Below are 26,426 nucleotides of genomic sequence, written 5' to 3' on the forward strand. Positions count from 1 at the left end.
TTATGACCCCTTATGGGTAACGGCAGGAAAAACCGTATGTTTCCGGCGATTCCTGCTGTTATTCTGACGTCAATTCTTACCCCCTCCATGAATGCTGTGAGGTAATGTCGTGGACCACCTGCCGATTTTCTGTCAATTACGCCATCGCGACTGCCTGCTTGTGGGTGGCGGCGATGTGGCTGAACGCAAAGCCCGCTTGCTGTTAGAGGCAGGAGCCCGTCTTACGGTTAACGCCCTCGCCTTCGCACCACAGTTTGAAGCCTGGGCGAAGGAAGGGATGCTCACGCTGAATCAGGGGGAGTTTAACGAGTCCCTGCTGGATACCTGCTGGCTGACTATTGCCGCGACGGATGACGATGAAGTGAATCAGCGCGTCAGCGATGCCTGCGAAGCGCGCCGTATATTCTGCAACGTGGTGGATGCGCCGAAAGAAGCCAGCTTTATCATGCCGTCGATAATCGACCGTTCACCGCTGATGATTGCGGTGTCGTCAGGTGGCCGCTCGCCGGTTCTCGCCCGCCTGTTGCGGGAAAAACTGGAAGCACTGCTGCCGCAACATCTTGGGCAAATTGCCCACTATGCAGGGCAACTGCGTTCACGAGTGAAGCAAACCTTCGCGACCGTGGGCGAGCGCCGTCGCTTCTGGGAAAAATTCTTCGTCAATGACCGGCTGGCCCAGTCGCTGGCCAATCAGGACGTGAAGGCGGTTGAAGAGACGACCGAGCAGTTACTCTCTGAACCGCTGGATCATCGTGGCGAGGTGGTGCTGGTAGGCGCAGGCCCCGGCGATGCGGGATTACTGACGCTGAAAGGACTCCAGCAGATCCAGCAGGCCGATACGGTTGTGTATGACCGTCTGGTCTCCGATGAGATCATGAATCTGGTACGTCGCGATGCGGACCGGGTGTTTGTGGGTAAACGTGCGGGTTATCACTGCGTGCCGCAGGAAGAGATTAATCAGATCCTGCTGCGGGAAGCGCAAAAAGGAAAACGTGTGGTGCGCCTGAAGGGCGGGGATCCGTTTATCTTTGGTCGCGGCGGCGAGGAACTGGAAACCCTGTGCAACGCAGGTATTCCATTCTCCGTGGTGCCTGGCATTACGGCGGCATCCGGTTGTTCGGCATACTCCGGCATTCCATTGACCCATCGTAATTACGCGCAGAGCGTGCGTCTGGTGACGGGGCACCTGAAAACCGGCAGCGAACTGGACTGGCACAACCTGGCCGCCGAAAAGCAGACGCTGGTCTTCTATATGGGGCTGAATCAGGCCGCTACGATCCAGGCGAAATTACTGGAACACGGCATGGAAGCGGATATGCCCGTCGCGCTGGTGGAAAACGGCACCTCCATTAAGCAGCGCGTGGTAAATGGCGTGCTGACACAGCTGGGTGAGCTGGCGCAGCAGGTTGAAAGCCCGGCGCTGATAATAGTCGGCCGCGTGGTCGAGCTGCGCGATAAACTCAACTGGTTCTCAAATCACTAGCGCATATTCTCCCTTCTTCGAGTAGTCCTTAACCGGACTACTCCCCTGTTACTGCTGTCGATAACATACCTCCCGCGAAATGGAACTTTTCCATTTATTCCCTCGTGTTACATCCAATTTAGTTTTTTTAAGACAAGGAATGCGTATGTTCAAACTGGCTAAAGCTGCCGTTCTGGTAGGCCTGTTATCGACTCTGACGGCCTGCACTGGCCACGTGCAAAACACCAAAAACAACTGCAGCTACGATTACCTGCTGCACCCGGCGATCTCCATTTCGAAGATCATCGGGGGTTGTGGCCCGGCGGCACAGCAGTAAGCTGTTTTACAGGTGTAAAAAAACCGGGGATTCCCCGGTTTTTTTGTTTAGAAAAGTGCGGCCTGATGCCCTCACCCTGGCCCTCTCCCACAGGGAGAGGGTACAAACCCTAAAAACGGTAACGTCGTTACCGTTTTGCTTTTACCTACGGCTTACCCACAAACCCAATCGCTTCGTACACCGCTTTCAGGGTTTCTGACGCGCGCGCGCTGGCTTTTTCAGCGCCCTCTTTCATCACCTTCTGCAGGAAGGCTTGATCGTTACGGTAGCGGTGATAACGCTCCTGCAGCTCGGTCAGCATACCGGAAACGGCATCCGCCACTTCGCCTTTCAGGTGGCCGTACATCTTGCCTTCAAAGTGCTGCTCCAGCTCAGGAATGCTCTGGCCGGTCACACCGGAGAGGATATCCAGCAGGTTGGAAACCCCCGCTTTGTTCTGTACATCGTAGCGCACAACAGGCGGCTCGTCGGAGTCGGTCACGGCACGCTTGAGCTTTTTAACCACCGATTTCGGATCTTCCAGCAGGCCGATAACGTTGTTGCGGTTATCGTCAGACTTGGACATCTTTTTGGTCGGCTCCAGCAGCGACATCACGCGTGCACCAGATTTTGGAATAAATGGCTCTGGCACTTTGAACACTTCGCCATACAGGGCGTTAAAGCGCTGGGCGATATCACGGCTCAGCTCCAGGTGTTGCTTCTGGTCTTCACCCACCGGCACCTGGTTAGTCTGATACAGCAGAATGTCAGCCGCCATCAGCACCGGATAGTCAAACAGACCGGCGTTGATGTTCTCGGAATAGCGCGCGGATTTATCCTTGAACTGCGTCATGCGGCTCAGTTCACCAAAGTAGGTGTAGCAGTTCAGCGCCCAGCCAAGCTGTGCATGCTCCGGCACGTGAGACTGAACGAAGATGGTGCTCTTTTCAGGATCGATCCCGCAGGCCAGATAGAGCGCCAGGGTGTCCAGCGTGGCTTTACGCAGCTTCTCAGGATCCTGACGGGCGGTAATAGCATGCAGATCCACAATGCAGTAAATGCAATGGTAGTCATCCTGCATGCTAACCCACTGACGTAACGCACCCATGTAGTTACCAATGGTCAATTCACCTGACGGCTGGGCGCCACTAAAAACGATGGGCTTAGTCATTTTTCAATTCCTGATGTTCACTGTATGAAAGCCCGAGTGCGGGCAACAAATCTTTGAAGCGATCGAACACGACGTCCGGCTCACTCAGGGTAATGGCCTCACCGTAGTTGTAGCCATAGGTTAACCCCACGGAGGGACAACCCGCCGCTCTGGCAGCCAGAATATCATTGCGTGAATCACCGACAAAGAGCAGCTCAGCAGGTGTTAAGGATAATTTTCCTGCCACCAGCAACAGCGGTTCCGGGTGCGGCTTTTTATTCTGTACGTCATCACCGCCCACAATCACGGTGAAGTATTTCGCGATATCCAGCGCGTCCAGCAATGGCGCAACAAACGGCGTCGGCTTGTTGGTAACCAGCCCCAACGGAATGCCTTTCGCATTCAGCGCGCTCAGCGTTTCCTTCACGTCCGGGAACAGGAAGCTGCCTTCTTCAACGGTTTCTGCGTAGAAACGGTCAAACAGTTTGCGCAGAATACGCAGTTGTTCTTCCTGCGGGATATCCGCGTGATCAACGCTCGGTTTACCCTGTGCGGAACGTTGTGACGCACGCTCCTGGCGAGCCCACGTCAGGGCGCGCTCCATCAGGACATCTGCGCCATTACCAATCCACGTCACGACGCGATCTTCGCCCGCGACGGGCAGTTCAAGGGCATACAGCGCCTGGTCGACGGCGCTCGTTAAGCCCGGCGCGCTGTCAACCAGCGTGCCATCGAGGTCAAATGCAATACCCCGGGTTGCCTGCAATTTATCCATGACTTACCTTCGCCAGCTCGCGGCGCATTTCATCTATAACTTTTTTGTAATCCGGTTGGTCGAAAATTGCCGAACCTGCAACGAACATATCCGCGCCCGCAGCCGCAATTTCACCAATGTTATTCACCTTCACGCCACCATCCACTTCCAGACGGATGTCATAACCTGACTCATCAATACGACGGCGCACTTCACGCAGTTTATCGAGCGTGTGAGGAATGAATGACTGCCCGCCAAAGCCCGGGTTAACGGACATCAGCAAGATAACGTCCAGCTTATCCATCACATAGTCGAGATAGCTCAGCGGCGTTGCCGGGTTAAAGACCAGGCCCGCTTTACAGCCGTTTTCTTTAATCAGCTGCAGCGTGCGGTCAACGTGTTCAGACGCTTCCGGGTGGAAAGTAATGATACTGGCGCCCGCCGCGGCAAAATCAGGCACGATGCGGTCAACCGGTTTCACCATCAGATGGACGTCAATGGGCGCGGTAATACCGTAGTTACGCAGCGCCTTGAGCACCATGGGGCCAATGGTCAGATTAGGAACGTAGTGGTTATCCATAACGTCGAAATGGACGACATCCGCACCCGCGGCGAGCGCGTTAGCAGTGTCCTCACCCAGGCGGGCAAAATCGGCCGACAGAATTGAGGGAGCAATCAAAAACTGTTTCATCCGCATCTCCTTGAAATGTGTTTACCGGCGGGCAAAACGGCTCAGGGGCGATAAAGAGCCAGGAGTTCGTCCACCTTTTTACGTGTGCCGCCGTTGCTGCTAATGCTACGCCGCACTTTGACCTGAAAATGCTTCGCGGCTTTGTACCATTCGCGCGTATCAGGGGTATCGTGATTCGAAATTAACACCGGAATTCTTTTGCTGACCAGCTTTTCCGCCATCTCCGCCAGACGGGCCTGCTCGGCCGGACTGAAGCTGTTGGTGTGATAGGCGGTAAAATTCGCCGTCGCAGACAGCGGGGCGTAAGGCGGATCGCAGTAAACCACCGAGTCTACGCCCGCCAGTTCCATACACTCTTCATATGAGAGGCAGTGGAATTCTGCATTCTGCGCTTTTTCAGCAAAGTGATACAGCTCGTCCTGCGGGAAGTAAGGGCGCTTATAGCGGCCAAACGGCACGTTGAATTCCCCACGCAGATTATACCGGCACAGGCCGTTGTAACCATGGCGGTTGAGATAGAGGAACAACAGTGCCCGACGGAACGGATCCTGGCTCTGGTTAAACTCAGTGCGCAGCTGGTAGTAAACATCCGGGTGATTGTTCTCGGGCGTAAACAGCTTGCGCGCCTCTTCCACATACTCATCGGTACGCAGTTTGACGATGTTATAGAGGCTGATGAGATCGCTGTTGATATCCGCCAGGATATAACGAGAAAAATCGGTGTTCAGGAACACCGATCCTGCGCCCACAAAGGGCTCGATAAGACACTCGCCTTTAGGCAGGTGCTTTTTAATATCATCAAGCAGGGGGTATTTCCCCCCTGCCCATTTCAGAAAAGCGCGATTTTTTTTCATGCTGACTAACTGATTACACCTTCTCCGGCTGTGGAGAAAGCTCCGACAGCATCCTGCGCTTTAAACATTACTTAAGATCGGCCTGAACCTGATGAATGGGCTTCGCCCACGGGTTTTTCGCCTGAACGTCTGCTGGCAGTGTCGCCACGGCACGTTTCGCTTCATCTTTAGAAGCATACACACCGCTCACCAGCACATACCACGGCTGCCCGTTACGGGTCGTCTGATAAACCACGTAGTTTTTCAGATTCGATTTCTTCGCCCAACCGTTGAGGTTGTCATAGTTGGACGAACTGCTCAGCTGCAGCGTGTAGTTACTGGATGGCGCAGATTTCAGTGAACCGACGTTACCCGTCGTTTTACCGGTTGTGCCAGCCGATGCTGTGGCGGTTGCAGCTGGAGCCGTTGTCGCCGCAGGTGCAGTGGTGGTGGCCGTGGCTTTCGGTGCAGTCTGCGTCACTGGCGCTTTTGCAGGCTCGCTTGCCGCAGCGGTTTCAGTCCGTTTCGGCTGCACCGGGGTTGCTTTGACTTCTGGTGCTTTTACCACAGCCTGAGGTTTGGTTTCACGCTTAGGTTCAATGACCGCCTGCTTACGTTCCTGACGTGGTGCAGTCTGAGTCTGACGCGGCTTGCTTTCCGTTGCTGCGGTTTGTGGCTGAGCGTTGCCACCGCGAACAGGCGCAACGGTTGCAGGTTCAGTTGGCAGCGTAGAGTTCACCACGACGTTATCCACCTGCTGCTGGTTTTGCGGCTGCATCAGCGCGTTGTTCAGATCGCCCTGAACTTCTACACGCTGCTGGCCTTCTGGCGTGGCAGGTGCCTGATTCTGAGCGGGGGTAGAAGAGACTGGCGGCAGGGAAACATCCTGCGGCGTCGTTGTGTTACTGGCGGTCTGCTCTGCGGAGGTGGTCCCCGGCGCTGGCTGTGCACCATTTGCCTGATCTGCCGCATCGTTACCGGAGAGGTTGATGCTCTTCTCAGTGGAAGCCGTTTGCTCGCCAGAATTCGTGGAAGGCGCTTTCAGCGCGGAGCCAATGCCGACAATCAGCAGCACAAGCACCAGAACGCCCAGTCCCATCATGATGTACTGGCGGGAGGCCGGTTTCTGCGCGGCCGCTTTTTTACGTTTACGCGGGCGACGCTCTACTGGCTCTTCGTCCATTGAATCTTCTTCGGACTCATAATCCTCTTCTTCTCGCTCATCACGCGCATTGCGGCTACGTGAAGGGCGACGATCGTCTGCATCCAGATCAACATCGTCAAAGTTGATCTGCGGCTCGTTATCACGTTCTGAAGATTGACGAGAACGACCAGTACGACGATCGCTGGGATCGGGTTTCAGCTCGTCTTCTGGTTTGAATTCATCCATTTAACACCCCACTCAAAGGCTTATGCCTACGACTTTGCATTTCGCCTGAAGCTAAACGACCACCGGTAACAGTGGCCTGACCTTTCTAGTTGTTACGCCTGCTGACAATCAGCGATAGCGCCAAGAACGACATCGTGCGGCACTCCGCCGCGCACTTCACTCTTCCCTATTGCAAGCGGGAGTACAAGACGCATCTCACCTGCCAATACTTTTTTATCGCGCATCATGTGGGGTAAATACGCTTGCGCCGACATCTCCTGCGGCCCGGTTACCGGCAAGCCAGCACGTTCCAGCAGTGCGATGATACGTGCCGTCTCTTCCGGTTTGAACTGACCCAGACGTTCGGAGGTACGGGCAGCCATCACCATGCCAGCAGCGACAGCTTCACCGTGGAGCCAGTTTCCGTAACCCATTTCGGCTTCAATCGCGTGGCCAAACGTATGCCCAAGATTCAGTAAAGCACGTAAGCCCGTTTCACGCTCGTCTGCTGCAACAACTTCTGCTTTCAGCTCACAACAACGGCGAATGCAGTATGCCAGTTTAGCCTCATCCAGGCGCAGCAGCGCATCCATATTCTCTTCCAGCCAGTTAAAGAACTCACCGTCGAGAATAATGCCGTATTTGATCACTTCAGCCAGGCCAGAGGCCAGTTCGCGTGCTGGCAGGGTTTTCAGACAGTCGAGATCCACCACCACCGAAGCAGGCTGGTAGAACGCGCCAATCATGTTTTTGCCGAGCGGATGGTTGACCGCGGTTTTGCCGCCAACGGAAGAGTCGACCTGAGACAGTAAGGTGGTCGGAATCTGAATAAAACGGACACCACGTTGATAGCTTGCTGCCGCAAAGCCCGTCAGATCGCCCACAACACCGCCGCCGAGAGCAAGCAGTGTCGTATCGCGACCATGGGGTTTTTGCAACAATGCGGTAAAGACGGTATCCAGTACCGTCAGGCTTTTATACTGCTCGCCATCGGGCAGAATTACACTGTCGACTTTCACGCCCGCCTGCTCAAGCAGGTGGCGAACGCGGTCAAGATAAAGCGGAGCCAGCGTCTCATTGGTGACCAGCATCGCCTGATCACCCGCTTTCAGTGGTAAAAAGGAAGCTGGGTCGTTAAACAAACCAGCCGCGATGGTGATAGGGTAACTACGTTCCCCGAGAGTAACTGTAATCCTCTCCATGACGCGACATCCACCTTTAATGCTTTTACCCGCAGGCGAGTGTATATAAAGCCAGAATCAGTTGCTTTCCAGCATATGAATAATCTGGTTTGCAACCACTTTAGCGCTCTGATCATCAGTACGAATGGTCACATCAGCAATCTCTTCGTACAGAGGATTGCGTTCATCGGCCAACGCTTCCAGAACTTCGCGTGGTGGCGTTTCAACCTGCAGCAGCGGGCGCTTTTTATCGCGCTGCGTACGTGCCAGCTGTTTTTCAATGGTCGTCTCAAGATAGACCACTACGCCACGGGCGGAGAGACGGTTGCGGGTTTCGCGAGATTTTACAGAACCGCCGCCGGTCGCCAGCACGATGCCCTGTTTTTCCGTGAGTTCGTTGATCACTTTTTCTTCTCGGTCACGGAAACCTTCTTCGCCTTCTACATCGAAGACCCAGCCCACATCAGCTCCGGTTCGTTTCTCAATCTCTTGATCAGAATCGTAAAATTCCATATTGAGTTGTTGAGCTAACTGACGCCCAATAGTGCTTTTGCCGGCACCCATAGGCCCAACCAGAAAGATATTGCGTTTCTCTGCCATTTTTTCGGTACTACTAAGACTATTCGTTAATGGTAATCCCCGCTTCGCAGACACCCGGCGTAGCAGGACATGAACTGAAACCTCATATGCAATAGAGCGAGAGTCAGACTAAAAATTATCTCAATACTCCGGCTTGTTTGGCAACTGATTAAATCACCGCACCAGACGCATAAGACAACAAGACGTCAGTCCAACTCAAATCGGTACTCCTTGTATGCTAATTCATGCCCCACGTCAAACATCTGCAACAAACTGAATGCAAAATCATTGCGGGGATCGTTACCCGTCAGTGAATAGCCACCAGACGTGGTGTTATAAACACCACTAATTCACGCCGTTCGTTGTCTTTACCGTCATGACGAAAAAGGTGCCCAAGCCAGGGGATTTTACCGAGCCCGGGTACGCTATCACTCCCGGTTTTATTCTTTTGCGAGAAAATACCGCCCAGCGCCAGCGTTTCTCCACTTTTTACCTCCACCTGAGTCTCTATTTCTTGTTTGTCGATAGCCAGCGTTTCGCCATCGGCCTGTTGCAACACCTGCCCCGGCATATTTTCACTGATATGTAATTTCAGGCGCACGCGCCCGCCCGGTAGCACCACTGGGGTGACCTCCATACCTAATACCGCCTCTTTGAACTCCACAGAGGTAGCCCCACTCTCCCCGCTGGAGACCTGATACGGGATCTCACTGCCCTGTTTGATACTGGCCGGCTGCATATGTGAGGCCAGCAGTCGCGGGCTGGCGATGATATCGACCTGCTGTTTTTGCTCCAGTGCTGACAGCTCCAGATCCAGCAGCCTGCCGTTAATACGCCCGATGTTAAACCCCACATGGCTGGTGGCGCTGGCCACGGACAAATCACTGCCAAGGGTTGTCATTTGCCCAACCTTGCCCGCTTCGCTGGCCTCGGCAAGATTCCATTTCACCCCCAGCTCCCGCAGACTTTTTTCGTTGATGGTGACGATATGCGCCGCCAGTTCGACCTGCTCGACGGGAATATCCATCTGTGTTGCCCAGCGCTGTAGCGTATCCAGTACGGCTTTATTATCCCTGACCAGCAGCCGGTTGGTGCGTTTATCAAGAGACAGACTGCCCTTAGGACTGAGCAGTTTTTCCGCTGCGTTTTGCAGCTCCCCGGCATCTGCGTATGAAAACGAAATGCTTTGCGAGAGCAGCGGAGCCTCAAGCTGCCTGCGGGCCCGGTCCTGTGCGTTACGCTCCTGCTGTTCGCGCTGCCAGGCCGCCGTATGGACATAGAAAATGCCGCCCTCCTCGCGCAGAACCAGCCCTGCGCTGGCGATCACCGTCTGTAAGGCCTGTCGCCACGGAACATGCGTCAGACTGAGCGATAAAGTGCCGCTTACGTCGGGTGACACCACCAGATTACGATTCTCCTGCGCCACCAGCGCCTGCAGAACCTGAACCACAGGAACGTCATCCACCACCAGCGTGACCGGCTTCGGTGCGGCGGCCAGCGGAGTGACGATCGTCAGTAACAGCAGCGTTATCCTTAAATTCATATTTTTTCGTTCCTTCTCGTTGCCATGTCCATTGCGCTGGCTCACAGGTTTCACCCACGTTTATGACGAGTTGCGTCTCATTCATTGCGCTGACCCGCCAGCCCGCCGGTAAACGTTCCTCTAAGTGCAGGCGATACCAGCGCTGTTTCCCGTCCTGCAACAGGGCAACCCCGCCGACCATGCCGCGATAGTGCCACTGCGTCAGCTCGCCAACGGCACAGGGGTCGTCGGGCGGATGAAACGGATCGCGCATCCCGGTGAGTAACAGCACTGAGCAGAGCAGCAGGTAGCGCAGGCTATTTCGCATGGTCTTGCTCCAGCTGCACTCGCAGACGTAACGCCGCGCCCTGAGGCGCAAGCGTAAAGGCGGCAATCCGGACATCTTGCTGCGCCAGCCGGGCGAAAACCATCAGGATTGCTGGCCACTCGGCATCCAGCGCCAGCTCTCCACCGCCCGGAAGGGGGTTCCAGTGCACCAGCGTTGCGCCATGAGTCTGAAAATCCAGCGGGGAAAAGCGCACCACCGGGCGTGCGTCAGGCTCAGGTGTCCGGCGCGGCGCGTTGCTGGCGACAGGCCAGAGCGTCGCATGGCGCTGGACGGCGTCGGCCATTTGCTTCTGAAGCGCAGCAAGCTGTGAATTAAGCGGCCTCAGGAACAGGCCCCATGCGGTTCCCCACAACAAGGCAACGCCCAGCCCACCGCACAGGAGCCGGTACCGGCGACGGCTCTCAGACCAGCGTTCAAATATTCTGTTCACACGTTACCCCTGGCCTGTGAGCTGAAAAGTGAACATCCAGCGCCCGTGATTATCCTGCCGTATCTCCCCTGCTGACCCTGGGGTAAAACCCGCTATTTGTCGCAGAGCATCACCCATTGCCGACAGGGCGGGCAGTGCTGAGGCATAGCCGTTAATCATCAAAGAGGGCGGTTGGTAACGAAGCTCAGTGAACCAGGCCTGCGCCGGAATGGCATCGGAAAGTGACGCCAGCACCGGGTGCCACGCCATACGCTGTGGCTGGCGCGTGGGAGCGGGTGTGGCAAGAGGTAGACGAGAAGACAGCGCGCGCTGCACGGTCTGCATGCCCGCCAGTTCAGCCTGCAGGCCGTGCAGTTTCAGGTGGGCGTGCATGCTCAGACTGAAGACCGTTGCCAGCGTCAGAATACAGGTGGCCGCAGACAGCCCTCCCCAGAACCGCACGCGGCGCGCGCGTCGTTGCTGTCGCCACGGAAGAAGATTGGTCATGCTCATTCAGGCACCTCGCTCATGGCCAGCGCCAGCGCGACGGCATAATCGGCACCGCACTCCGGCAGCGGGGGCTGACAGCGAGAGACGATCTCCCACGGGTCGCGCTGGCTATCAAACAGCGCGATATCGTCCGGCGCGAGAGCCAGCAGTGCCGCCAGTTCAGCCACGCTTTTGGCCTCGGTAACGAAGCGGCGCCCCCACTGGTGGCGCATTGCCCACAACCACTGATGTTCGTCTCGCCACGCGACACACTGCGCTGGTGCCACCGCAGGAAGAAAATTTGCCAGCGCGCTGGCATCCGGAGTAATCGTCACCAGCCGTAAATGCAGCGTTTTCGCGAGCGTCAGAAGTGTTTCAACCTCTTTGTTTTGCGCTGCGGTGACATGAAATGTGTTGCTGAACGTGTCCTGCGCGTAATCGAAGCACAGCGCATCAGGGGACATCTCCAGCTCACGCGAGAGCGCAGCCCCTAGCCAGGAGAGCTGTTCGCTGTCGCGCAGGGCGATAGCCGGGCGGGGCAACGATCTTTGCAGGGTACGCGCCGCCGGAAATGAGAGAAACACCCGGTGCTGATGCGGCAACGTACGCCGCCAGCCGCGTAATGCGTCAAGCAATTGTTCTGGCTGACAAATTTTCCCGTCGAGGATGATGCCTTCCGTCAGCGGTATCGCCCACCAGCGGCGCAGACACCAGCTGAGACGCTCACGAACCAGCGCGACAATCAGCACCCTATCTTGTTGAATATGAACGCCCGTTTGCCATGTTTTGAAAGCCATGCTTCACGATCTCCTTATCGCCCGTCGCCGTGACGGCTATATCAATGAATCAGGCTTGCCTTTATACTACCGCGCGATTGTTTAGAAACTGCCCAAGTGAAACCAGATGGGAAATCTCCGGTGAAGTTCGTAAAGTATTTATTAATCCTTGCAGTGTGTTGCATTCTGCTGGGAGCAGGCTCGATTTATGGTTTGTACAAATATATTGAGCCGCAGCTACCTGATGTCGCTACGCTTCGTGATGTGCGGCTCCAGATCCCAATGCAGGTCTACAGCGCCGACGGCGAGCTGATGGCGCAGTACGGCGAAAAACGCCGTATCCCGCTGACCTTAAACCAAATTCCCCCTGTGATGGTGAAGGCCTTCATCGCCACAGAGGACAGCCGTTTTTACGAGCACCACGGCGTTGACCCGGTGGGGATTTTCCGTGCCGCAAGCGTTGCGCTGTTCTCCGGGCATGCCTCTCAGGGGGCAAGTACCATTACGCAGCAGCTGGCGCGTAACTTCTTCCTCAGCCCTGAAAAGACGCTGATACGTAAGATAAAAGAGGTGTTCCTCGCGATCCGCATTGAGCAGTTGCTGAGTAAAGACGAAATCCTTGAGCTTTACCTCAACAAGATCTATCTCGGTTATCGCGCCTATGGCGTGGGTGCTGCGGCACAGGTGTACTTCGGCAAGCCCGTGGAGCAACTGACCTTAAGCGAAATGGCGACCATTGCCGGCCTGCCTAAAGCCCCGTCCACGTTTAACCCGCTCTACTCGCTCGATCGCGCCACCGCACGTCGCAATGTCGTTCTGTCACGTATGCTGAGCGAAGGCTACATCAGCCAGAGTGAATATGAGCAGGCACGCAACGATGTCATCGACGCTAACTACCATGCGCCGGAAATCGCCTTCTCTGCCCCGTATCTGACCGAAATGGTTCGCCAGGAAATGGTCAGCCGTTATGGGGATAAGGCCTATGAAGATGGTTATCGCGTATACACCACGGTTACCCGTAAAGGGCAGCAGGCAGCACAGGATGCGGTGAGAAATAACGTGATGGACTACGATATGCGTCACGGCTATCGCGGCCCGTCCAACGTGCTGTGGAAGGTGGGCGAAAGCGCCTGGGACAGTAAAAAAATCACCAGTACGCTGAAAGCGCTGCCTACCTACGGCCCGCTGCTGCCTGCGGTGGTGACGCAGGCCACGCCTCAGGAAGCCGTTGCAACGCTTGCGGATGGCACCTCAGTCTCCTTGCGCATGGACGGGATCCGCTGGGCGCGTCCGTACCGCTCTGACACCTTACAGGGACCAACGCCACGCAAAGTGACCGATGTCGTACAAACCGGACAACAAATCTGGGTGCGTCAGGTGGGCGATGCCTGGTGGCTGGCGCAGGTGCCAGACGTCAACTCCGCGCTGGTCTCCATTAACCCGCAAAACGGTGCCGTGCTGGCGCTGGTGGGTGGGTTTGATTTCAACCAGAGCAAATTCAACCGCGCGACGCAGGCGCTGCGTCAGGTCGGTTCGAATATCAAACCGTTCCTCTACACGGCGGCGATGGATAAAGGCTTAACGCTTGCCAGTATCCTCAATGACGTGCCGATCTCTCGCTGGGATGCCGGTGCCGGTTCCGACTGGCAGCCGAAGAACTCGCCGGCGGAATACGCAGGTCCTATTCGCCTTCGTCAGGGGCTGGGTCAGTCGAAAAACGTGGTGATGGTGCGTGCAATGCGTGCAATGGGCGTCGATTACGCGGCAGAATATCTGCAACGTTTTGGCTTCCCGGCACAGAACATCGTGCGCACCGAATCGCTGGCGTTAGGCTCGGCATCGTTCACGCCGCTGCAGGTGGCGCGGGGGTATTCGGTCATGGCCAACGGCGGCTTCCTGATCGACCCGTACTTCATCAGTAAAATCGAAAACGACCAGGGTGGTGTGCTGTTCGAAGCGAAACCGAAAATTGCCTGTGCGGAGTGCGATATTCCGGTGATTTACGGCAATACGCCGAAGTCTGACGTGCTTGAAAACAAGGACATGGAAGATGTCGCCGTGTCGCAGGAGCAGCCGAACGGCGTGGTGCCGCAGCCACAGCTGGAACAGGCAAACCAGGCGCTGGTGGCGCAGAGCGGTGCGCAGGAGTATGCCCCGCATGTGATCAACACCCCGCTGTCATTCCTGATCAAGAGCGCGTTGAATACCAACATCTTCGGTGAACCGGGCTGGCAGGGTACCGGCTGGCGTGCCGGGCGTGATTTACAGCGCCACGATATCGGCGGTAAAACCGGGACCACCAACAGCTCGAAAGATGCCTGGTTCTCCGGCTACGGTCCGGGCGTGGTGACTTCGGTCTGGATCGGCTTTGACGATCACCGCCGCGATTTAGGCCGCACCACGGCGTCTGGCGCGATCAAAGATCAGATTTCCGGCTACGAAGGTGGGGCCAAAAGTGCGCAACCGGCCTGGGATGCCTATATGAAATCCGTTCTTGAGGGCGTGCCGGAGCAGCCGCTGACGCCACCGCCGGGCGTGGTCACGGTCAATATCGACCGCAGCACCGGGCAGTTAGCCAACGGTGGCAATAGCCGTGAGGAGTATTTCATCGAAGGTACGCAGCCAACCACGCAGGCGGTACATGAGGTGGGTACAGAGATTATTGATAACGGCGAGACGCACGAGCTGTTCTGACACCAAAGCAAAACGGCAACCTCGGGTTGCCGTTTTTGTGTTTGCTCCCTCTCCCGTGGAAGAGGGTTGGGGCATCAGGCCACTACAGCCGCCCCTGCCCCTTCAGCCATTCCCGCACCAGGAACAGCGCGCTCACGTTACGCGCCTCATTGAAGTCAGGATCTTCCAGCAAATCCATCAGGTGCGCCAGTGGCCAGCGAACCTGGGGCAGCGGCTCCGGCTCGTCACCTTCCAGCGATTCAGGGTAAAGATCTTCAGCCACCACAATATTCATTTTGCTGGAAAAATAGGAGGGAGCCATGCTCAGCTTTTTCAGGAACGATAGCTCTTTCGCGCCAAACCCAACCTCTTCTTTCAGCTCGCGGTTTGCTGCTTCAAAGACCGTTTCACCCGGATCAATAAGCCCTTTCGAGAAACCCAGTTCATAAGATTCCGTGCCCACTGCATACTCGCGGATCAAAATCAGATGGTCATCAACAATGGGGATGATCATCACCGCTTCACGCGATGAGGGGCGCATACGTTCATAAACGCGACGCACGCCGTTGCTGAACTCCAGGTCCACACTTTCGACATTAAACAGCCGGGATTTCGCGACAGTTTCAACACTCAGAATGGTGGGTTTTTGTAGTGGTTTGCTCATCTTGACGGGTCTTTGAAGTGTGAACTGACTTTATTGTGCGATACGCCGCACGGTTTCGGCAATGTCAATTGTTCTTTATTTACATTTGTGCAACCTGACAGGAATCAATCCTCAAATCAAAACAAATGTCAAGAGGTTGAAATGTTTCCAGGAATTTGCTGATATCGCGCCATGACAGGCTTTGCTATCATCATCGGTCACTGGGATGCGCTGCAGAATGCTCAAGTTCGACTCCATGCTTGCCGATAGCCAACCACAGACTCTCATTCATTGTTAAAGGTGCACTGACTACACCTGTAAGAAGATAAAGTAAGATGGGGAAAGCATGAGCACCATTTTGATCGTTCTCGCTGCTATGCTGGCCGGCGCTTTAGTTGCAGGGTGGGTATACAGGCGTCGCGTACAGCGTCGTTTCAGGCTGCCCTTTTTAACGGCCTTTGCCGGTGCCACAACGCGTAAACTCACGCAAGAAGAGCGCGATGCTGTTGAGAACTATCTCGAAACCCTCAACCGTTCCCAGTTAACGCCCGGGCCAACGGGGGCTACGGCTGCGCCGGTCACCCTCAATCTGAACGCACAAAGCGACACCGTGCTCTGCGTGACGCGCTCCATCACCCGTTATGGCATCACGACTGACGATCCCAATAAATGGCGTTACTACCTCGACTCCGTTGAAGTGCATCTGCCTCCCTCCTGGGAGCAGTACATTAATGACGAAAACAGCGTTGAGCTTATCCATACCGATTCGCTGCCGCTGGTCATCTCCCTGAACGGCCATACGCTGAATGAATATATTCATGAAGCACCGCGCTTTGCGCTGGAACGCGCGAGTTCAAAGCAGGCCTCCATTCGCGGTGAAGAGACCGAGCAAATTGAACTGCTGAACATTCGTCAGGAGACTCATGAAGAGCATGCCCTGAGTCGTCCGGATGGCATTCGCGAGGCGGTCCTGATTGTGGCCGCCTTCCTGCTCTTTTTCTTCTGTCTGCTGACGCCGGATGTGTTTGTCCCGTGGCTCGCGGGCGGTGCGCTGCTGCTGTTGGCCGCCGGGCTGTGGGGGCTGTTTGCGCCTCCAGCCAAAACCTCTTTGCGTGAAATTCACTGCCTGCGCGGCACCCCTAAGCGCTGGGGCCTGTTCGGTGAGAACGATCAGGAACATATCAACAATATCTCCCTCGGGATTATTGACCTTATCTATCCGCGCCACTGGCAGCCATGGATTGCACAGGATTTGGGGCATAAAACCGATATTGATATCTACCTTGACCGCCATGTTGTGCGTCAGGGGCGCTTCCTCTCCCTGCACGATGAAGTGAAAAACTTCCCGCTTCAGCACTGGCTACGCAGTACGGTTATCGCCGGGGGCGCGGCGCTGGTCTTTGCTCTGTTGCTGCTGTTCGTGCCGCTGGATATGCCCATCAAATTCACCCTGTCGTGGATCAAAGGGGCACAAACCGTAGAGGCCACCAGCGTTAAGCAGCTGGATGACGCTGGCGTGCGGGTGGGTGATACGCTCCGTCTGAAGGGTACCGGGATGTGTAACATCCACACCCCAGGGGCCTGGAATACCCGTCAGAACTCGCCGTTCATGCCGTTCGACTGCTCGCAAATCGTCTGGAACGATGCGCCGCCGTTGCCGCTGCCGGAATCGGATGTCGTCAATAAAGCCACTGCGCTCACCCAGACGCTCAACCGCCAGCTGCACCCGAAAACCGATGATGATTCACGCGTCAGCCCTGCCCTGCGTTCTGCCATTCAGAAATCCGGAATGGTACTGCTGGATGACTTTGGCGAAATCGTATTGAAAACGCAGGATTTATGTTCCGCACAGGATGAGTGCGTTCGCCTTAAAAATGCGCTCGTGAACCTGGGTAACAGCAAAGACTGGGACTCGCTGGTGAAGCGCGCCGAAGCGGGTCGACTGGACGGGGTGAACGTGCTGCTGCGCCCGGTGAGTGCCGAATCGCTGGATAACCTGGTGGCGACCTCTACCGCGCCGTTTGTGATGCGTGAAACCACCCGTGCGGCCCAGGCGCTGAATAGCCCGGCGCCTGGCGGTTTTGTGATTGTCAGCGATGAAGGCAGCGATCTGGTCGATCAGCCTTATCCGCAAATTGCCCTGTACGACTACCCGGCTCAGGAACAATGGGGGCAGTTCCAGCGCCTGGCGCAGATGCTGATGCAAACGCCGTTCAGTGCCGAAGGGATTGTGACCAGTATCTTTACCGATGCCAACGGTACGCGCCATATCGGCCTGCACCGGATGCCTGACAGCGCGGGTTTATGGCGTTATATCGGTACATCACTGCTGATGATCGCCATGCTGGTGTCTATTTTCTGGAACGGCATTATGGCTCTGCGCCGTTACCAGCGTTCGCGCACCCGGCTTGCTGAGATCCAGCAATACTACGAAAATTGCCTTAATCCTAAGCTGGTCCCCTCCTCTGAGAGCCTGATCGGATAACATCGCTGCGCGACAAGTTGTGCTACCCTGTCGCGCACGTTTCTTCTGGCTGGAGTTCCCCTATGCATCTTGATATCGCCTGGCAGGAGGTTGATACCGTCCTGCTGGATATGGACGGCACGCTGCTCGATCTCGCCTTCGATAATTACTTCTGGCAAAAGCTGGTCCCGGAGACCTATGGCGAACAGCAGGGTATCTCCCCGGCAGAAGCGCAGGAATTCATTCGTTCGCAATATAGCGCGGTGCAACATACGCTAAACTGGTACTGTCTGGACTACTGGAGCGAACGACTCGGTTTGGATATTTGTGCCATGACCACCGCCCAGGGCCCGCGCGCCGTACTGCGTGAGGACACCGTGCCCTTCCTGGATGCGCTGAAAGCAAGCGGCAAGCGCCGTATTTTGCTGACCAACGCCCATCCGCATAATCTGGCCGTGAAGCTGGAACATACGGGTCTTGCGTCACACCTTGATTTATTACTTTCCACCCACACATTTGGTTATCCGAAAGAGGATCAGCGGTTGTGGCATGCGGTGAAGGAAGAGACCGGTTTACAGCCGGAACGCACGCTGTTCATTGATGACAGCGAGCCCATTCTGGATTCCGCCGCGGCGTTTGGCATTCGCTACTGCCTGGGCGTGACCAATCCTGACTCCGGCCTGGCGGACAAAAGCTATCTGCGGCATCCGGGGCTGGGTGACTATCGTCAGATGATCCCCTCACTGACCGTGAAGGAGACGCCATGAAAGAAAAACCCTCAGATGGGGTAAGACTGGATAAATGGCTGTGGGCAGCCCGTTTTTATAAAACGCGCGCCCTTGCCCGCGAGATGATCGACGGCGGAAAGGTGCATTACAACGGCCAGCGTAGCAAGCCGAGTAAGCTGGTTGAACTGAATGCCACCTTAACGCTGCGTCAGGGCAACGATGAACGAACGGTGGTGATTAAAGCCATTACCGAACAACGACGGCCCGCATCTGAAGCCGTACAGCTTTATGAAGAGACGGCTGAGAGCATTGAAAAGCGCGAGAAGACCGCGCTGGCGCGCAAAATGAATGCGCTGACCATGCCCCACCCGGACCGGCGACCGGATAAAAAAGAGCGCCGCGATCTGATGAAATTTAAACACGGTGAGACCGAGTAACCCTCACCTGCACGAGAGACTATTATGGCCCAACACGACCAATTACACCGCTATCTGTTTGAACAATTCGCCGTGCGTGGCGAGCTGGTCACCGTATCCGAAACCTGGAAACAGATTCTGGAAAACCACAACTACCCGCTGCCGGTGAAAACCCTGTTGGGCGAACTGCTGGTTGCCACCAGCCTGCTGACCGCCACGCTGAAGTTTGCCGGTGATATCACCGTGCAGCTGCAGGGTGATGGCCCGATGTCGCTGGCCGTGATCAACGGTAACAATCAGCAGCAGATGCGCGGCGTCGCGCGCGTTCAGGGCGACGTTCCTGATAATGCCGACCTGAAAACGCTGGTGGGCAATGGCTACCTGGTGATCACCATCTCCCCGGAAGAAGGTGAACGCTATCAGGGCGTGGTCGGTCTGGAAGGCGATACCCTGGCCGCCTGCCTGGAAGATTACTTCATGCGTTCAGAACAGCTGCCAACTCGCCTGTTTATCCGTACCGGTGAAGTAGACGGGCAACCCGCTGCAGGCGGTATGCTGCTGCAGGTTCTGCCCGCACAGGATGCGCAGACCAATGATTTTGAGCACCTGGCGACGCTAACCGAAACCATCAAGGCGGAAGAGCTGTTCAACCTGTCGGCGACCGATGTGCTGTGGCGTCTGTATCATGAAGAAGAGGTGACGGTTTACGATCCACAAGCCGTGGAGTTTAAGTGCACCTGTTCACGTGAACGCTGCGCTGGCGCACTGAAAACCCTGCCGGATGAAGAGATCGACAGCATTATGGCTGAAGACGGTGAAATCGATATGCACTGTGACTACTGCGGTACGCACTATGTGTTCAACTCGATGGATATCGCTGAGATCCGCAACAACGCCTCTCCGGCGGATCCGCAGGTTCACTGATCATAAAGCAACGGCTCCACAAGGAGCCGTTTTGTTAACGCACCAGTGCATTATCGTAGTTTATCTCTACGCGTTCACCGAAGATCTCAATATCTGCCCACGGCTTCACAACGGGTTTCACCTTCCCCTGCTGCACTGCGCGTTCCAGCTCTTCCCGTGATAAACCATCAGGCATTTTCCAGGTATCGCCTGCCAGCTTCCAGCCGGTACCGGTTTGCGTGTACACCACAATCGTGCGGTCGCTAAACTGATAAATCACCGCTTCAGGCTTGCCGTCGCCGTTCAGATCCAGTGACATCAGTAAACAGGTTTTCCGCTCGCGGCTGCAGGAATCAAATCGGTACTGGTTATTCAGCATCGCCTGCCATAACCCCTTGTCGGGGCGAGACGTACCCGGTGCGAGTGTGAACTGCTTCTCAAGCATCCCGGCTGTCATCTTCCCTGCTCCGTCCCGGTTTCCGCTGAGAAGGCCGTACAGCTCACGCTGGCGCTTTGGCTCAGCCATAAACTGCCGATCGTATTGCAGCGTCTGCATGGCTTCGCGTCCCTTACGCCCGCTGTTGCTGAGCATATACAGGCTGACCTGATCCGCGTTGATGCGCCCGTCGTGGTAGCGCACCATATGGCTTTCAACGCTGATACGCCACGGATCAAGCACCGGCGTATGAATCAGGATCAGGAGAATAAGCGCAACTAACCCCGTTAGCGGGATAACGGACGCCTGCAGCTTTTGTGCTTCGCGGCGACAGAAGACAACGCTTATGCAAAATCCTACCGCCCAGACCAGCGCTACCAGCATAATGAGCACGCCATACAGACGCTCCGGCGACCAGCCATATTGCGAAATGCGCAGCCATAACGCCCACCCTGCTAACACCGGATAGGCGGGAACGATAGCGATGGCGAGACAAACCATCCCGTTGAGAAGCGCATAGTAAGGTAGCGTCTGACGCTGCGGATGCCAGACAATCGTCACCAGAAAAAGGAGCAGTAGCGCTAAGGCGGTCAGCAGGCCCGCCGCGGATATCCGTGCGGAAATGGCCTCAAAGCCCATCACGGGCAATGCGCCAATAAACAGCAGGGCTAAGGCCGCCATCAGAGGCAACAGGCCGGTGGCGATCAGGGTAAGCAGATTTTGTAATGCGCGCATCAAGCGCACCTGCATACGCGCCAGCACGGCGACACTGGCAGAAACCACGCCAATCGCCACTGAAATAAACCAGTCAGACTGGAAGAAAAGGCGATCAAAAAACTGAATGCCAATGAGTTTGAAGAGTTCAGCCCAGAGGAAAAGCACCAGCCAGAAGAGGCCGTTGGAGATAAAAATAGTGAGTATAGTCAGCGCGTTGTGCCAGTGCTTATCGTAAAAATCACTGTAGAACGAGGCCGTCGTCGCAGGCGACAGACGCCTTTGCAGCCATGGCAACATCAATAGCATCATCAAAAGAAGATGAAAGCCCCAGACGAGCACGGCCTCTTTAATTTCCCAGTGTTCAAGCCCGGACACGCTCCACTTAAGCCAGGCGCCCATACCGGCGACAACAGCGCCAACGATCGCGAGCGCCAGCCAGAGTAACGGTTTTCTGAATGACGTCACGGAAAGCGCGACAGTGGCGGTCATCGCCACCGTTGCAGGCATCACGCACAAAGACCACACCGTATCGGATGGCAATTTCGCATACGCGATGTACTCGCTGATCCCGTAGCAAATCAGCCCCTGTAGAGCGCCCACCAGCACGATGGCCAGGCGCGTTGAAGGGGATAACGTTTCACTGTTTTCCATCTCTCATCCCTTTTCCAGAAAAGCGTATTGTTTCATCAATCCGCGGACGACATGAATCGTTTTCATACTGTAACCCTTACGTAATTTTCTTACGTGTATGCGATTACATTCACATTCTTTCCGATAAAATCACCAGCCATTAACCTTTTCGGAACATTTTCCCCAACAAAAAAGCGATTCCTGCGATAATCCGCCTGCCCTGTGACTGGAGTCGCAGCGTTTTCCGTTAGTAAGGGTTTTGACCAGATACGTAAATCTATGAGCCCCGTCGCGGTTAACAACCTCAGAAAAACCCTACAATTTCAGGCAGTACATATTGGCTAAGGAGCAGTGATATGCGTGTTACTGGTTTAACCCCGCAAGATCTCAAGGCTTATGGTATTCACGACGTCCAGGAAATCGTCTACAACCCCGATTACGATACGCTGTATCAGGAAGAGCTCAATCCAGCACTGGAAGGATACGAGCGAGGTGTGTTGACTAACCTTGGTGCTATCGCCGTCGATACCGGTATCTTTACCGGTCGTTCGCCGAAAGATAAGTATATCGTCCGAGACGAAACCACCCGCGACACGCTGTGGTGGGCTGACAAGGGCAAAGGGAAGAACGATAACAAACCGCTCTCCCCGGAAACCTGGCAGCATCTGAAAGGGCTCGTCACCCAACAACTTTCCGGCAAGCGTCTGTTCATTGTCGACGCTTTCTGCGGAGCTAACGCCGACACCCGTCTTTCCGTGCGTTTTATCACCGAAGTGGCCTGGCAGGCACATTTCGTGAAAAACATGTTTATTCGTCCAACCGACGAAGAGCTGCAGACGTTCAAACCCGATTTCATCGTGATGAACGGTGCCAAATGCACCAACCCACAGTGGCAAGAGCAGGGCCTGAACTCCGAGAACTTTATCGCCTTTAACCTGACCGAGCGTATCCAGCTGATTGGCGGTACCTGGTACGGCGGCGAGATGAAGAAAGGCATGTTCTCGGTCATGAACTACCTGCTGCCGCTGCGCGGTATCGCCTCTATGCACTGCTCAGCGAACGTCGGTGAAAAAGGGGATGTGGCGGTGTTCTTTGGCCTGTCCGGCACCGGTAAAACCACCCTGTCTACCGATCCAAAACGTCGTCTGATTGGGGATGACGAGCACGGCTGGGATGACGACGGCGTGTTTAACTTCGAAGGCGGTTGCTACGCGAAGACCATTCGTCTGTCTGAAGAAGCTGAGCCGGATATCTTCCATGCCATCCGCCGCGATGCGCTGCTGGAAAACGTCACCGTACGTGCCGACGGCTCTATCGACTTCGACGACGCATCCAAAACCGAAAACACCCGCGTTTCCTACCCGATCTACCACATCGACAACATTGTGAAGCCGGTGTCGAAAGCGGGTCATGCGACGAAGGTGATTTTCCTGACGGCGGATGCGTTCGGCGTGCTGCCGCCGGTTTCCCGCCTGACCGCCAGCCAGACGCAGTATCATTTCCTCTCCGGTTTTACCGCCAAACTGGCGGGCACCGAGCGGGGCGTGACGGAGCCAACCCCAACGTTTTCCGCCTGCTTCGGCGCGGCCTTCCTGTCGCTGCACCCGACGCAGTACGCAGAAGTGCTGGTAAAACGCATGCAGGCCTCCGGGGCGCAGGCGTACCTGGTTAACACCGGCTGGAACGGTACCGGCAAGCGTATCTCCATCAAAGATACCCGCGCCATTATCGACGCCATTCTGGATGGTTCTCTGGATAACGCTGAAACCTTCACCCTGCCGATGTTTGATCTGGCTATTCCAACGGCGCTGCCGGGCGTGGATACGCATATCCTTGACCCACGTAACACCTACGGTTCCCCGGAACAGTGGCGTGAGAAAGCGGAAACGCTGGCGAAGCTGTTTATTGAGAACTTCGAGAAGTATACCGATACCCCAGCGGGTGAAGCGCTGGTGAGTGCGGGACCGAAGCTGTAGCCCTTCTCACTCTCCCGGTGGGAGAGGGTTGGGGTGAGGGCATCAGGCCGCAGCGACCGTACCTTGTCGGGTGGCGGCTTCGCCTTACCCGACCTACAAAAAAGGGTGGCTTAAGCCACCCTTTTTTAACCCTCTTTCACTTGCCCCCGCGTCACCGGCACCGGCAACCAGGCGCGAATGCTCAACCCACCCCGCTCGCTGGTACCAATCTCCAGCAACCCGTTATGGTTATCAACAATACGCTGCACAATCGCCAGGCCTAAACCGGTTCCGCTGGTGCTGCGCGCGCTGTCGCCGCGCACAAACGGCTGGAACAGATGCTTACGCTGCTCGGGCTTGATACCCGGACCGTCATCTTCCACCTGGAACCAGGCGCGGTTGAGTTCCGATCCGCTGCTGACTTTAATCCAGCCATTACCGTAGCGGGCCGCATTCACCACCATGTTTGCCACCGCGCGCTTGATGGAGAGCGGATGCATGCGAACCTGAATTTCACCGGCCTGAAGGTCGGTATCAATCTCACGCTCGTAGCCGCTTTCAGCCGCCACCACTTCGCCCAGCACCGCGTTCAGGTCAGCCATCTCCATCGGCATCTCCTGCCCGGTACGCAGGTAGTCAATAAACTGCTCAATGATGGCGTTACACTCTTCGATATCCTTGTTGATGGACTCGGCGAGATAACCGTCCTCTTCGCCCATCATCTCCGTCGCCAGTCGGATACGCGTGAGTGGCGTACGCAGATCATGGCTGACGCCCGCCATCAGCAGCGTACGGTCATCCGCCAGCTGTTTGACGCCAGCCGCCATATGATTAAACGCGCGCGTCACCGAACGCACCTCCGATGCGCCATATTCACGCAGCGGCGGCGGAATAATCCCTTTACCGACCTGGAGCGCAGCGTGTTCCAGGTCGACCAGCGGTCGGTTCTGTATGCGGATAAACAGCCACGCGCCGCCTATCGCTAACAGCATGATGGCAAGGGTGTAGCGGAACAGCGGCGAGAAGTCGCCCTGGTGGATTTCGGTCAGCGGAACGCGCACCCAGATATTGGGCGACAGCCAGGTTTTCAGCCAGACAACCGGCGAGCTTTTGTTGACCTCAACACGCACCTCCGTCGGGCCCCCCAGCTGCTGCGCCATCTGCTGGCTGAGGAATTCATAGTGCTGTGCCCAGCGCAGACCCGCGTCTTCCGCCGCTTCATTCGAATAGAGCGAAATGCCCAGTTCACGGTAGATTTCACGGCGAAACGCCGGAGGAACCACTAACTGCGTGCCGTCCTCCAGCTGCAGTTTATCGGTCATCAGCATACGCACTTCGTACGCCAGGACCTTATTAAACTGCTGAAGGCTCGGCAGGATCGCAAAGTTCAGCACCACCAGGTAGGTTGTCACCAGGCTGACAAACAGCAAGGTGACAATCAAAAGCAGGGTACGGGCAAACGAGCTTCGCGGTGAGAAGCGCATTCGCCTCATGCTTTAGCGCCGTCCGGGACGAACACGTAGCCCAGACCCCACACGGTCTGAATATAACGAGGATGCGCCGGATCTTCTTCCACCATGCGGCGCAGACGAGAGATCTGCACGTCGATGGAACGTTCCATTGCCGAGTATTCACGGCCGCGCGCCAGGTTCATCAGCTTGTCACGGGAGAGCGGCTCACGCGGGTGGCTGACCAGCGCTTTCAGTACCGCGAACTCGCCGCTGGTGAGCGGCATTGGCTCGTCTTCACGGAACATCTCACGCGTACCGAGGTTCAGCTTGAACTTCCCGAACGCAATCACCGCTTCTTCCTGCGACGGTGCGCCTGGCAGTTCGTTCGCCTGACGGCGCAGCACGGCCCGAATACGCGCCAGCAGTTCACGCGGGTTAAACGGTTTAGGAATGTAGTCGTCAGCGCCAATTTCGAGGCCCACGATACGGTCAACCTCTTCCCCTTTCGCCGTCACCATAATGATTGGCATGGGGTTGCTCTGGCTGCGCAGACGGCGGCAGATAGAGAGCCCGTCTTCGCCCGGCAGCATCAGGTCGAGGACCATAAGATGGAAGGATTCACGGGTCAGCAGGCGGTCCATCTGCTCAGCGTTCGCGACGCTACGAACCTGGAAGCCCTGCTCGGTCAGATAACGTTCCAGCAGCGCACGCAGGCGCATGTCGTCATCCACGACCAGAATTTTGTAGTTCTCTTGCATTGTGTGTACTCCCAAAGGTTCGGATAGTCTAATAACAGCGTATTCTAAAAAAGTGCACGGGTTCGACCAGCGAATTCTGGTATAAATTCTAGTCGAAATTGTTACAAAGCATATTTAACAGCAGCTTATCTGCACAATTCATCACATAAATGATTATTAACGCTGTCTGATAGACTACGTGATACGTAATGTGCGCAATGTTTGCAATGAAGTCGAGTCTGAAGGTCACAGTATGAAAACGCCCCTGATCACCCGCGAAGGGTACGAAAAACTCAAAAAAGAGATGGATTATCTGTGGCGCGAAGAGCGTCCGGAAGTGACCAAAAAAGTTACCTGGGCGGCAAGCCTGGGCGACCGCAGCGAAAATGCTGACTACCAGTACAACAAAAAGCGGCTGCGTGAGATCGACCGTCGGGTACGCTATCTGACCAAATGTCTCGAGAATCTTAAAATTGTCGATTATTCACCGCAGCAGGAGGGCAAAGTCTTCTTCGGCGCGTGGGTAGAGATCGAGAATGATGATGGCAATACCCTGCGCTTTCGCATTGTCGGGTACGACGAAATTTTTGGCCGTAAGGATTACATCTCCATCGACTCGCCGATGGCCCGCGCGCTGCTGAAAAAGGAGGTGGGTGATTTAGCCGTTGTCCAGACGCCTGCCGGAGAAGCGAGCTGGTACGTCAATGAGATCACCTACGTAAAATAGTCCGAGAGCGCCCTCCACGGCTGGCATTTTACCGTGTCAGCCCGTATAACTATCCCCTGATTTTTG

25 protein-coding genes are annotated in these 26,426 nt (G+C 55.8%); 9 read left to right on the plus strand and 16 right to left on the minus strand.

The window, feature by feature from the left end; genetic code table 11:
* Nucleotides 1-109 precede the first annotated feature (109 nt).
* On the plus strand, nt 110-1,483 hold the full coding sequence (gene cysG, locus APU11_RS23530; RefSeq protein ID WP_045902142.1) for a siroheme synthase CysG: 1,374 nt from the start codon (nt 110-112) through the stop codon (nt 1,481-1,483).
* A 145-nt stretch (nt 1,484-1,628) separates the two neighbouring features.
* Nucleotides 1,629-1,799, plus strand: coding sequence for a YhfL family protein (locus tag APU11_RS23535; RefSeq protein WP_008503029.1), 171 nt, complete (start codon nt 1,629-1,631; stop codon nt 1,797-1,799).
* Between the two features lie 145 nt (nt 1,800-1,944).
* On the opposite strand, the gene trpS is transcribed toward APU11_RS23535, so the two are convergent.
* The 12 genes from trpS to APU11_RS23595 all read right to left on the minus strand — a co-directional run bounded on the left by trpS (nt 1,945) and on the right by APU11_RS23595 (nt 11,901).
* Complete coding sequence (gene trpS / locus APU11_RS23540; RefSeq protein WP_058650507.1) at nt 1,945-2,949, minus strand: tryptophan--tRNA ligase; 1,005 nt, start codon at nt 2,947-2,949, stop codon at nt 1,945-1,947.
* A complete protein-coding gene (gph, locus tag APU11_RS23545; protein WP_038981450.1) occupies nt 2,942-3,703 on the minus strand; it encodes a phosphoglycolate phosphatase in 762 nt (253 codons plus the stop codon). Before gph ends, trpS begins: the two co-directional genes overlap by 8 nt.
* Nucleotides 3,696-4,373: a ribulose-phosphate 3-epimerase gene (gene rpe, locus APU11_RS23550; protein WP_008503032.1), complete on the minus strand. Its 678-nt coding sequence runs from the start codon at nt 4,371-4,373 to the stop codon at nt 3,696-3,698. The genes gph and rpe overlap by 8 nt, the downstream gene beginning before the upstream one ends.
* A gap of 41 nt (nt 4,374-4,414) precedes the next feature.
* Nucleotides 4,415-5,227: an adenine-specific DNA-methyltransferase gene (dam, locus tag APU11_RS23555; protein WP_013099069.1), complete on the minus strand. Its 813-nt coding sequence runs from the start codon at nt 5,225-5,227 to the stop codon at nt 4,415-4,417.
* Nucleotides 5,228-5,294: 67 nt separating this feature from the next.
* Nucleotides 5,295-6,596, minus strand: a complete 1,302-nt coding sequence (damX, locus tag APU11_RS23560; RefSeq protein WP_029882161.1) for a cell division protein DamX — start codon at nt 6,594-6,596, stop codon at nt 5,295-5,297.
* Between the two features lie 92 nt (nt 6,597-6,688).
* Nucleotides 6,689-7,777 carry a 3-dehydroquinate synthase gene (aroB, locus tag APU11_RS23565; RefSeq protein ID WP_029882162.1) on the minus strand — a complete coding sequence of 363 codons (1,089 nt, stop codon included), beginning with the start codon at nt 7,775-7,777 and terminating at the stop codon, nt 6,689-6,691.
* Nucleotides 7,778-7,834: 57 nt separating this feature from the next.
* Nucleotides 7,835-8,356: a shikimate kinase AroK gene (aroK, locus tag APU11_RS23570; RefSeq protein ID WP_003861630.1), complete on the minus strand. Its 522-nt coding sequence runs from the start codon at nt 8,354-8,356 to the stop codon at nt 7,835-7,837.
* A gap of 286 nt (nt 8,357-8,642) precedes the next feature.
* Nucleotides 8,643-9,878, minus strand: a complete 1,236-nt coding sequence (gene hofQ / locus APU11_RS27805) for a DNA uptake porin HofQ (protein ID WP_058650508.1) — start codon at nt 9,876-9,878, stop codon at nt 8,643-8,645.
* Nucleotides 9,793-10,185, minus strand: a complete 393-nt coding sequence (locus APU11_RS23580; protein WP_058650509.1) for a HofP DNA utilization family protein — start codon at nt 10,183-10,185, stop codon at nt 9,793-9,795. Before APU11_RS23580 ends, hofQ begins: the two co-directional genes overlap by 86 nt.
* Nucleotides 10,175-10,636, minus strand: coding sequence for a HofO (locus tag APU11_RS23585; RefSeq protein ID WP_058650510.1), 462 nt, complete (start codon nt 10,634-10,636; stop codon nt 10,175-10,177). The genes APU11_RS23580 and APU11_RS23585 overlap by 11 nt, the downstream gene beginning before the upstream one ends.
* A 3-nt stretch (nt 10,637-10,639) precedes the next feature.
* Entirely contained in the window at nt 10,640-11,128 is a 489-nt protein-coding gene (locus tag APU11_RS23590) for a PilN domain-containing protein (protein WP_058650511.1), read from the minus strand.
* A complete protein-coding gene (locus APU11_RS23595; RefSeq protein ID WP_058650512.1) occupies nt 11,125-11,901 on the minus strand; it encodes a hypothetical protein in 777 nt (258 codons plus the stop codon). Before APU11_RS23595 ends, APU11_RS23590 begins: the two co-directional genes overlap by 4 nt.
* Before the next feature lie 120 nt (nt 11,902-12,021).
* Between APU11_RS23595 and mrcA the strand changes: the two genes are divergently transcribed.
* Entirely contained in the window at nt 12,022-14,574 is a 2,553-nt protein-coding gene (gene mrcA, locus APU11_RS23600; protein WP_013099079.1) for a peptidoglycan glycosyltransferase/peptidoglycan DD-transpeptidase MrcA, read from the plus strand.
* 82 nt (nt 14,575-14,656) lie between these two features.
* On the opposite strand, the gene nudE is transcribed toward mrcA, so the two are convergent.
* On the minus strand, nt 14,657-15,217 hold the full coding sequence (nudE, locus tag APU11_RS23605) for an ADP compounds hydrolase NudE (RefSeq protein ID WP_029882167.1): 561 nt from the start codon (nt 15,215-15,217) through the stop codon (nt 14,657-14,659).
* 325 nt (nt 15,218-15,542) lie between these two features.
* On the opposite strand from nudE, the gene APU11_RS23610 reads away from it, so the two are divergent.
* From APU11_RS23610 to hslO, 4 genes are all read left to right on the plus strand, one after another.
* Nucleotides 15,543-17,681, plus strand: a complete 2,139-nt coding sequence (locus APU11_RS23610) for an intracellular growth attenuator family protein (protein ID WP_013099081.1) — start codon at nt 15,543-15,545, stop codon at nt 17,679-17,681.
* Nucleotides 17,682-17,743: 62 nt separating this feature from the next.
* Nucleotides 17,744-18,427: a GMP/IMP nucleotidase gene (gene yrfG, locus APU11_RS23615; RefSeq protein WP_013099082.1), complete on the plus strand. Its 684-nt coding sequence runs from the start codon at nt 17,744-17,746 to the stop codon at nt 18,425-18,427.
* Nucleotides 18,424-18,825, plus strand: coding sequence for a ribosome-associated heat shock protein Hsp15 (gene hslR / locus APU11_RS23620; RefSeq protein ID WP_013099083.1), 402 nt, complete (start codon nt 18,424-18,426; stop codon nt 18,823-18,825). Before yrfG ends, hslR begins: the two co-directional genes overlap by 4 nt.
* Nucleotides 18,826-18,849: 24 nt before the next feature.
* A complete protein-coding gene (gene hslO, locus APU11_RS23625) occupies nt 18,850-19,728 on the plus strand; it encodes an Hsp33 family molecular chaperone HslO (RefSeq protein WP_040022722.1) in 879 nt (292 codons plus the stop codon).
* Nucleotides 19,729-19,762: 34 nt separating this feature from the next.
* Here hslO and APU11_RS23630 read toward each other — a convergent pair whose 3' ends face one another.
* Entirely contained in the window at nt 19,763-21,511 is a 1,749-nt protein-coding gene (locus APU11_RS23630) for a DUF4153 domain-containing protein (RefSeq protein ID WP_058650513.1), read from the minus strand.
* A gap of 335 nt (nt 21,512-21,846) precedes the next feature.
* On the opposite strand from APU11_RS23630, the gene pckA reads away from it, so the two are divergent.
* Entirely contained in the window at nt 21,847-23,466 is a 1,620-nt protein-coding gene (pckA, locus tag APU11_RS23635; RefSeq protein ID WP_014833557.1) for a phosphoenolpyruvate carboxykinase (ATP), read from the plus strand.
* Between the two features lie 125 nt (nt 23,467-23,591).
* Here pckA and envZ read toward each other — a convergent pair whose 3' ends face one another.
* On the minus strand, nt 23,592-24,938 hold the full coding sequence (envZ, locus tag APU11_RS23640) for a two-component system sensor histidine kinase EnvZ (RefSeq protein WP_029882169.1): 1,347 nt from the start codon (nt 24,936-24,938) through the stop codon (nt 23,592-23,594).
* The gene (gene ompR / locus APU11_RS23645; RefSeq protein WP_006177890.1) at nt 24,935-25,654 is read right to left on the minus strand and encodes a two-component system response regulator OmpR; all 720 of its coding nucleotides are present in this window, start codon (nt 25,652-25,654) and stop codon (nt 24,935-24,937) included. Before ompR ends, envZ begins: the two co-directional genes overlap by 4 nt.
* Nucleotides 25,655-25,886: 232 nt before the next feature.
* On the opposite strand from ompR, the gene greB reads away from it, so the two are divergent.
* Nucleotides 25,887-26,360, plus strand: coding sequence for a transcription elongation factor GreB (greB, locus tag APU11_RS23650; protein WP_013099090.1), 474 nt, complete (start codon nt 25,887-25,889; stop codon nt 26,358-26,360).
* Nucleotides 26,361-26,426 lie beyond the last annotated feature (66 nt).

It is taken from the genome of Enterobacter sp. 50793107 (assembly GCF_001463365.1).
Taxonomy (GTDB): Bacteria; Pseudomonadota; Gammaproteobacteria; order Enterobacterales; family Enterobacteriaceae; genus Enterobacter; species Enterobacter cloacae.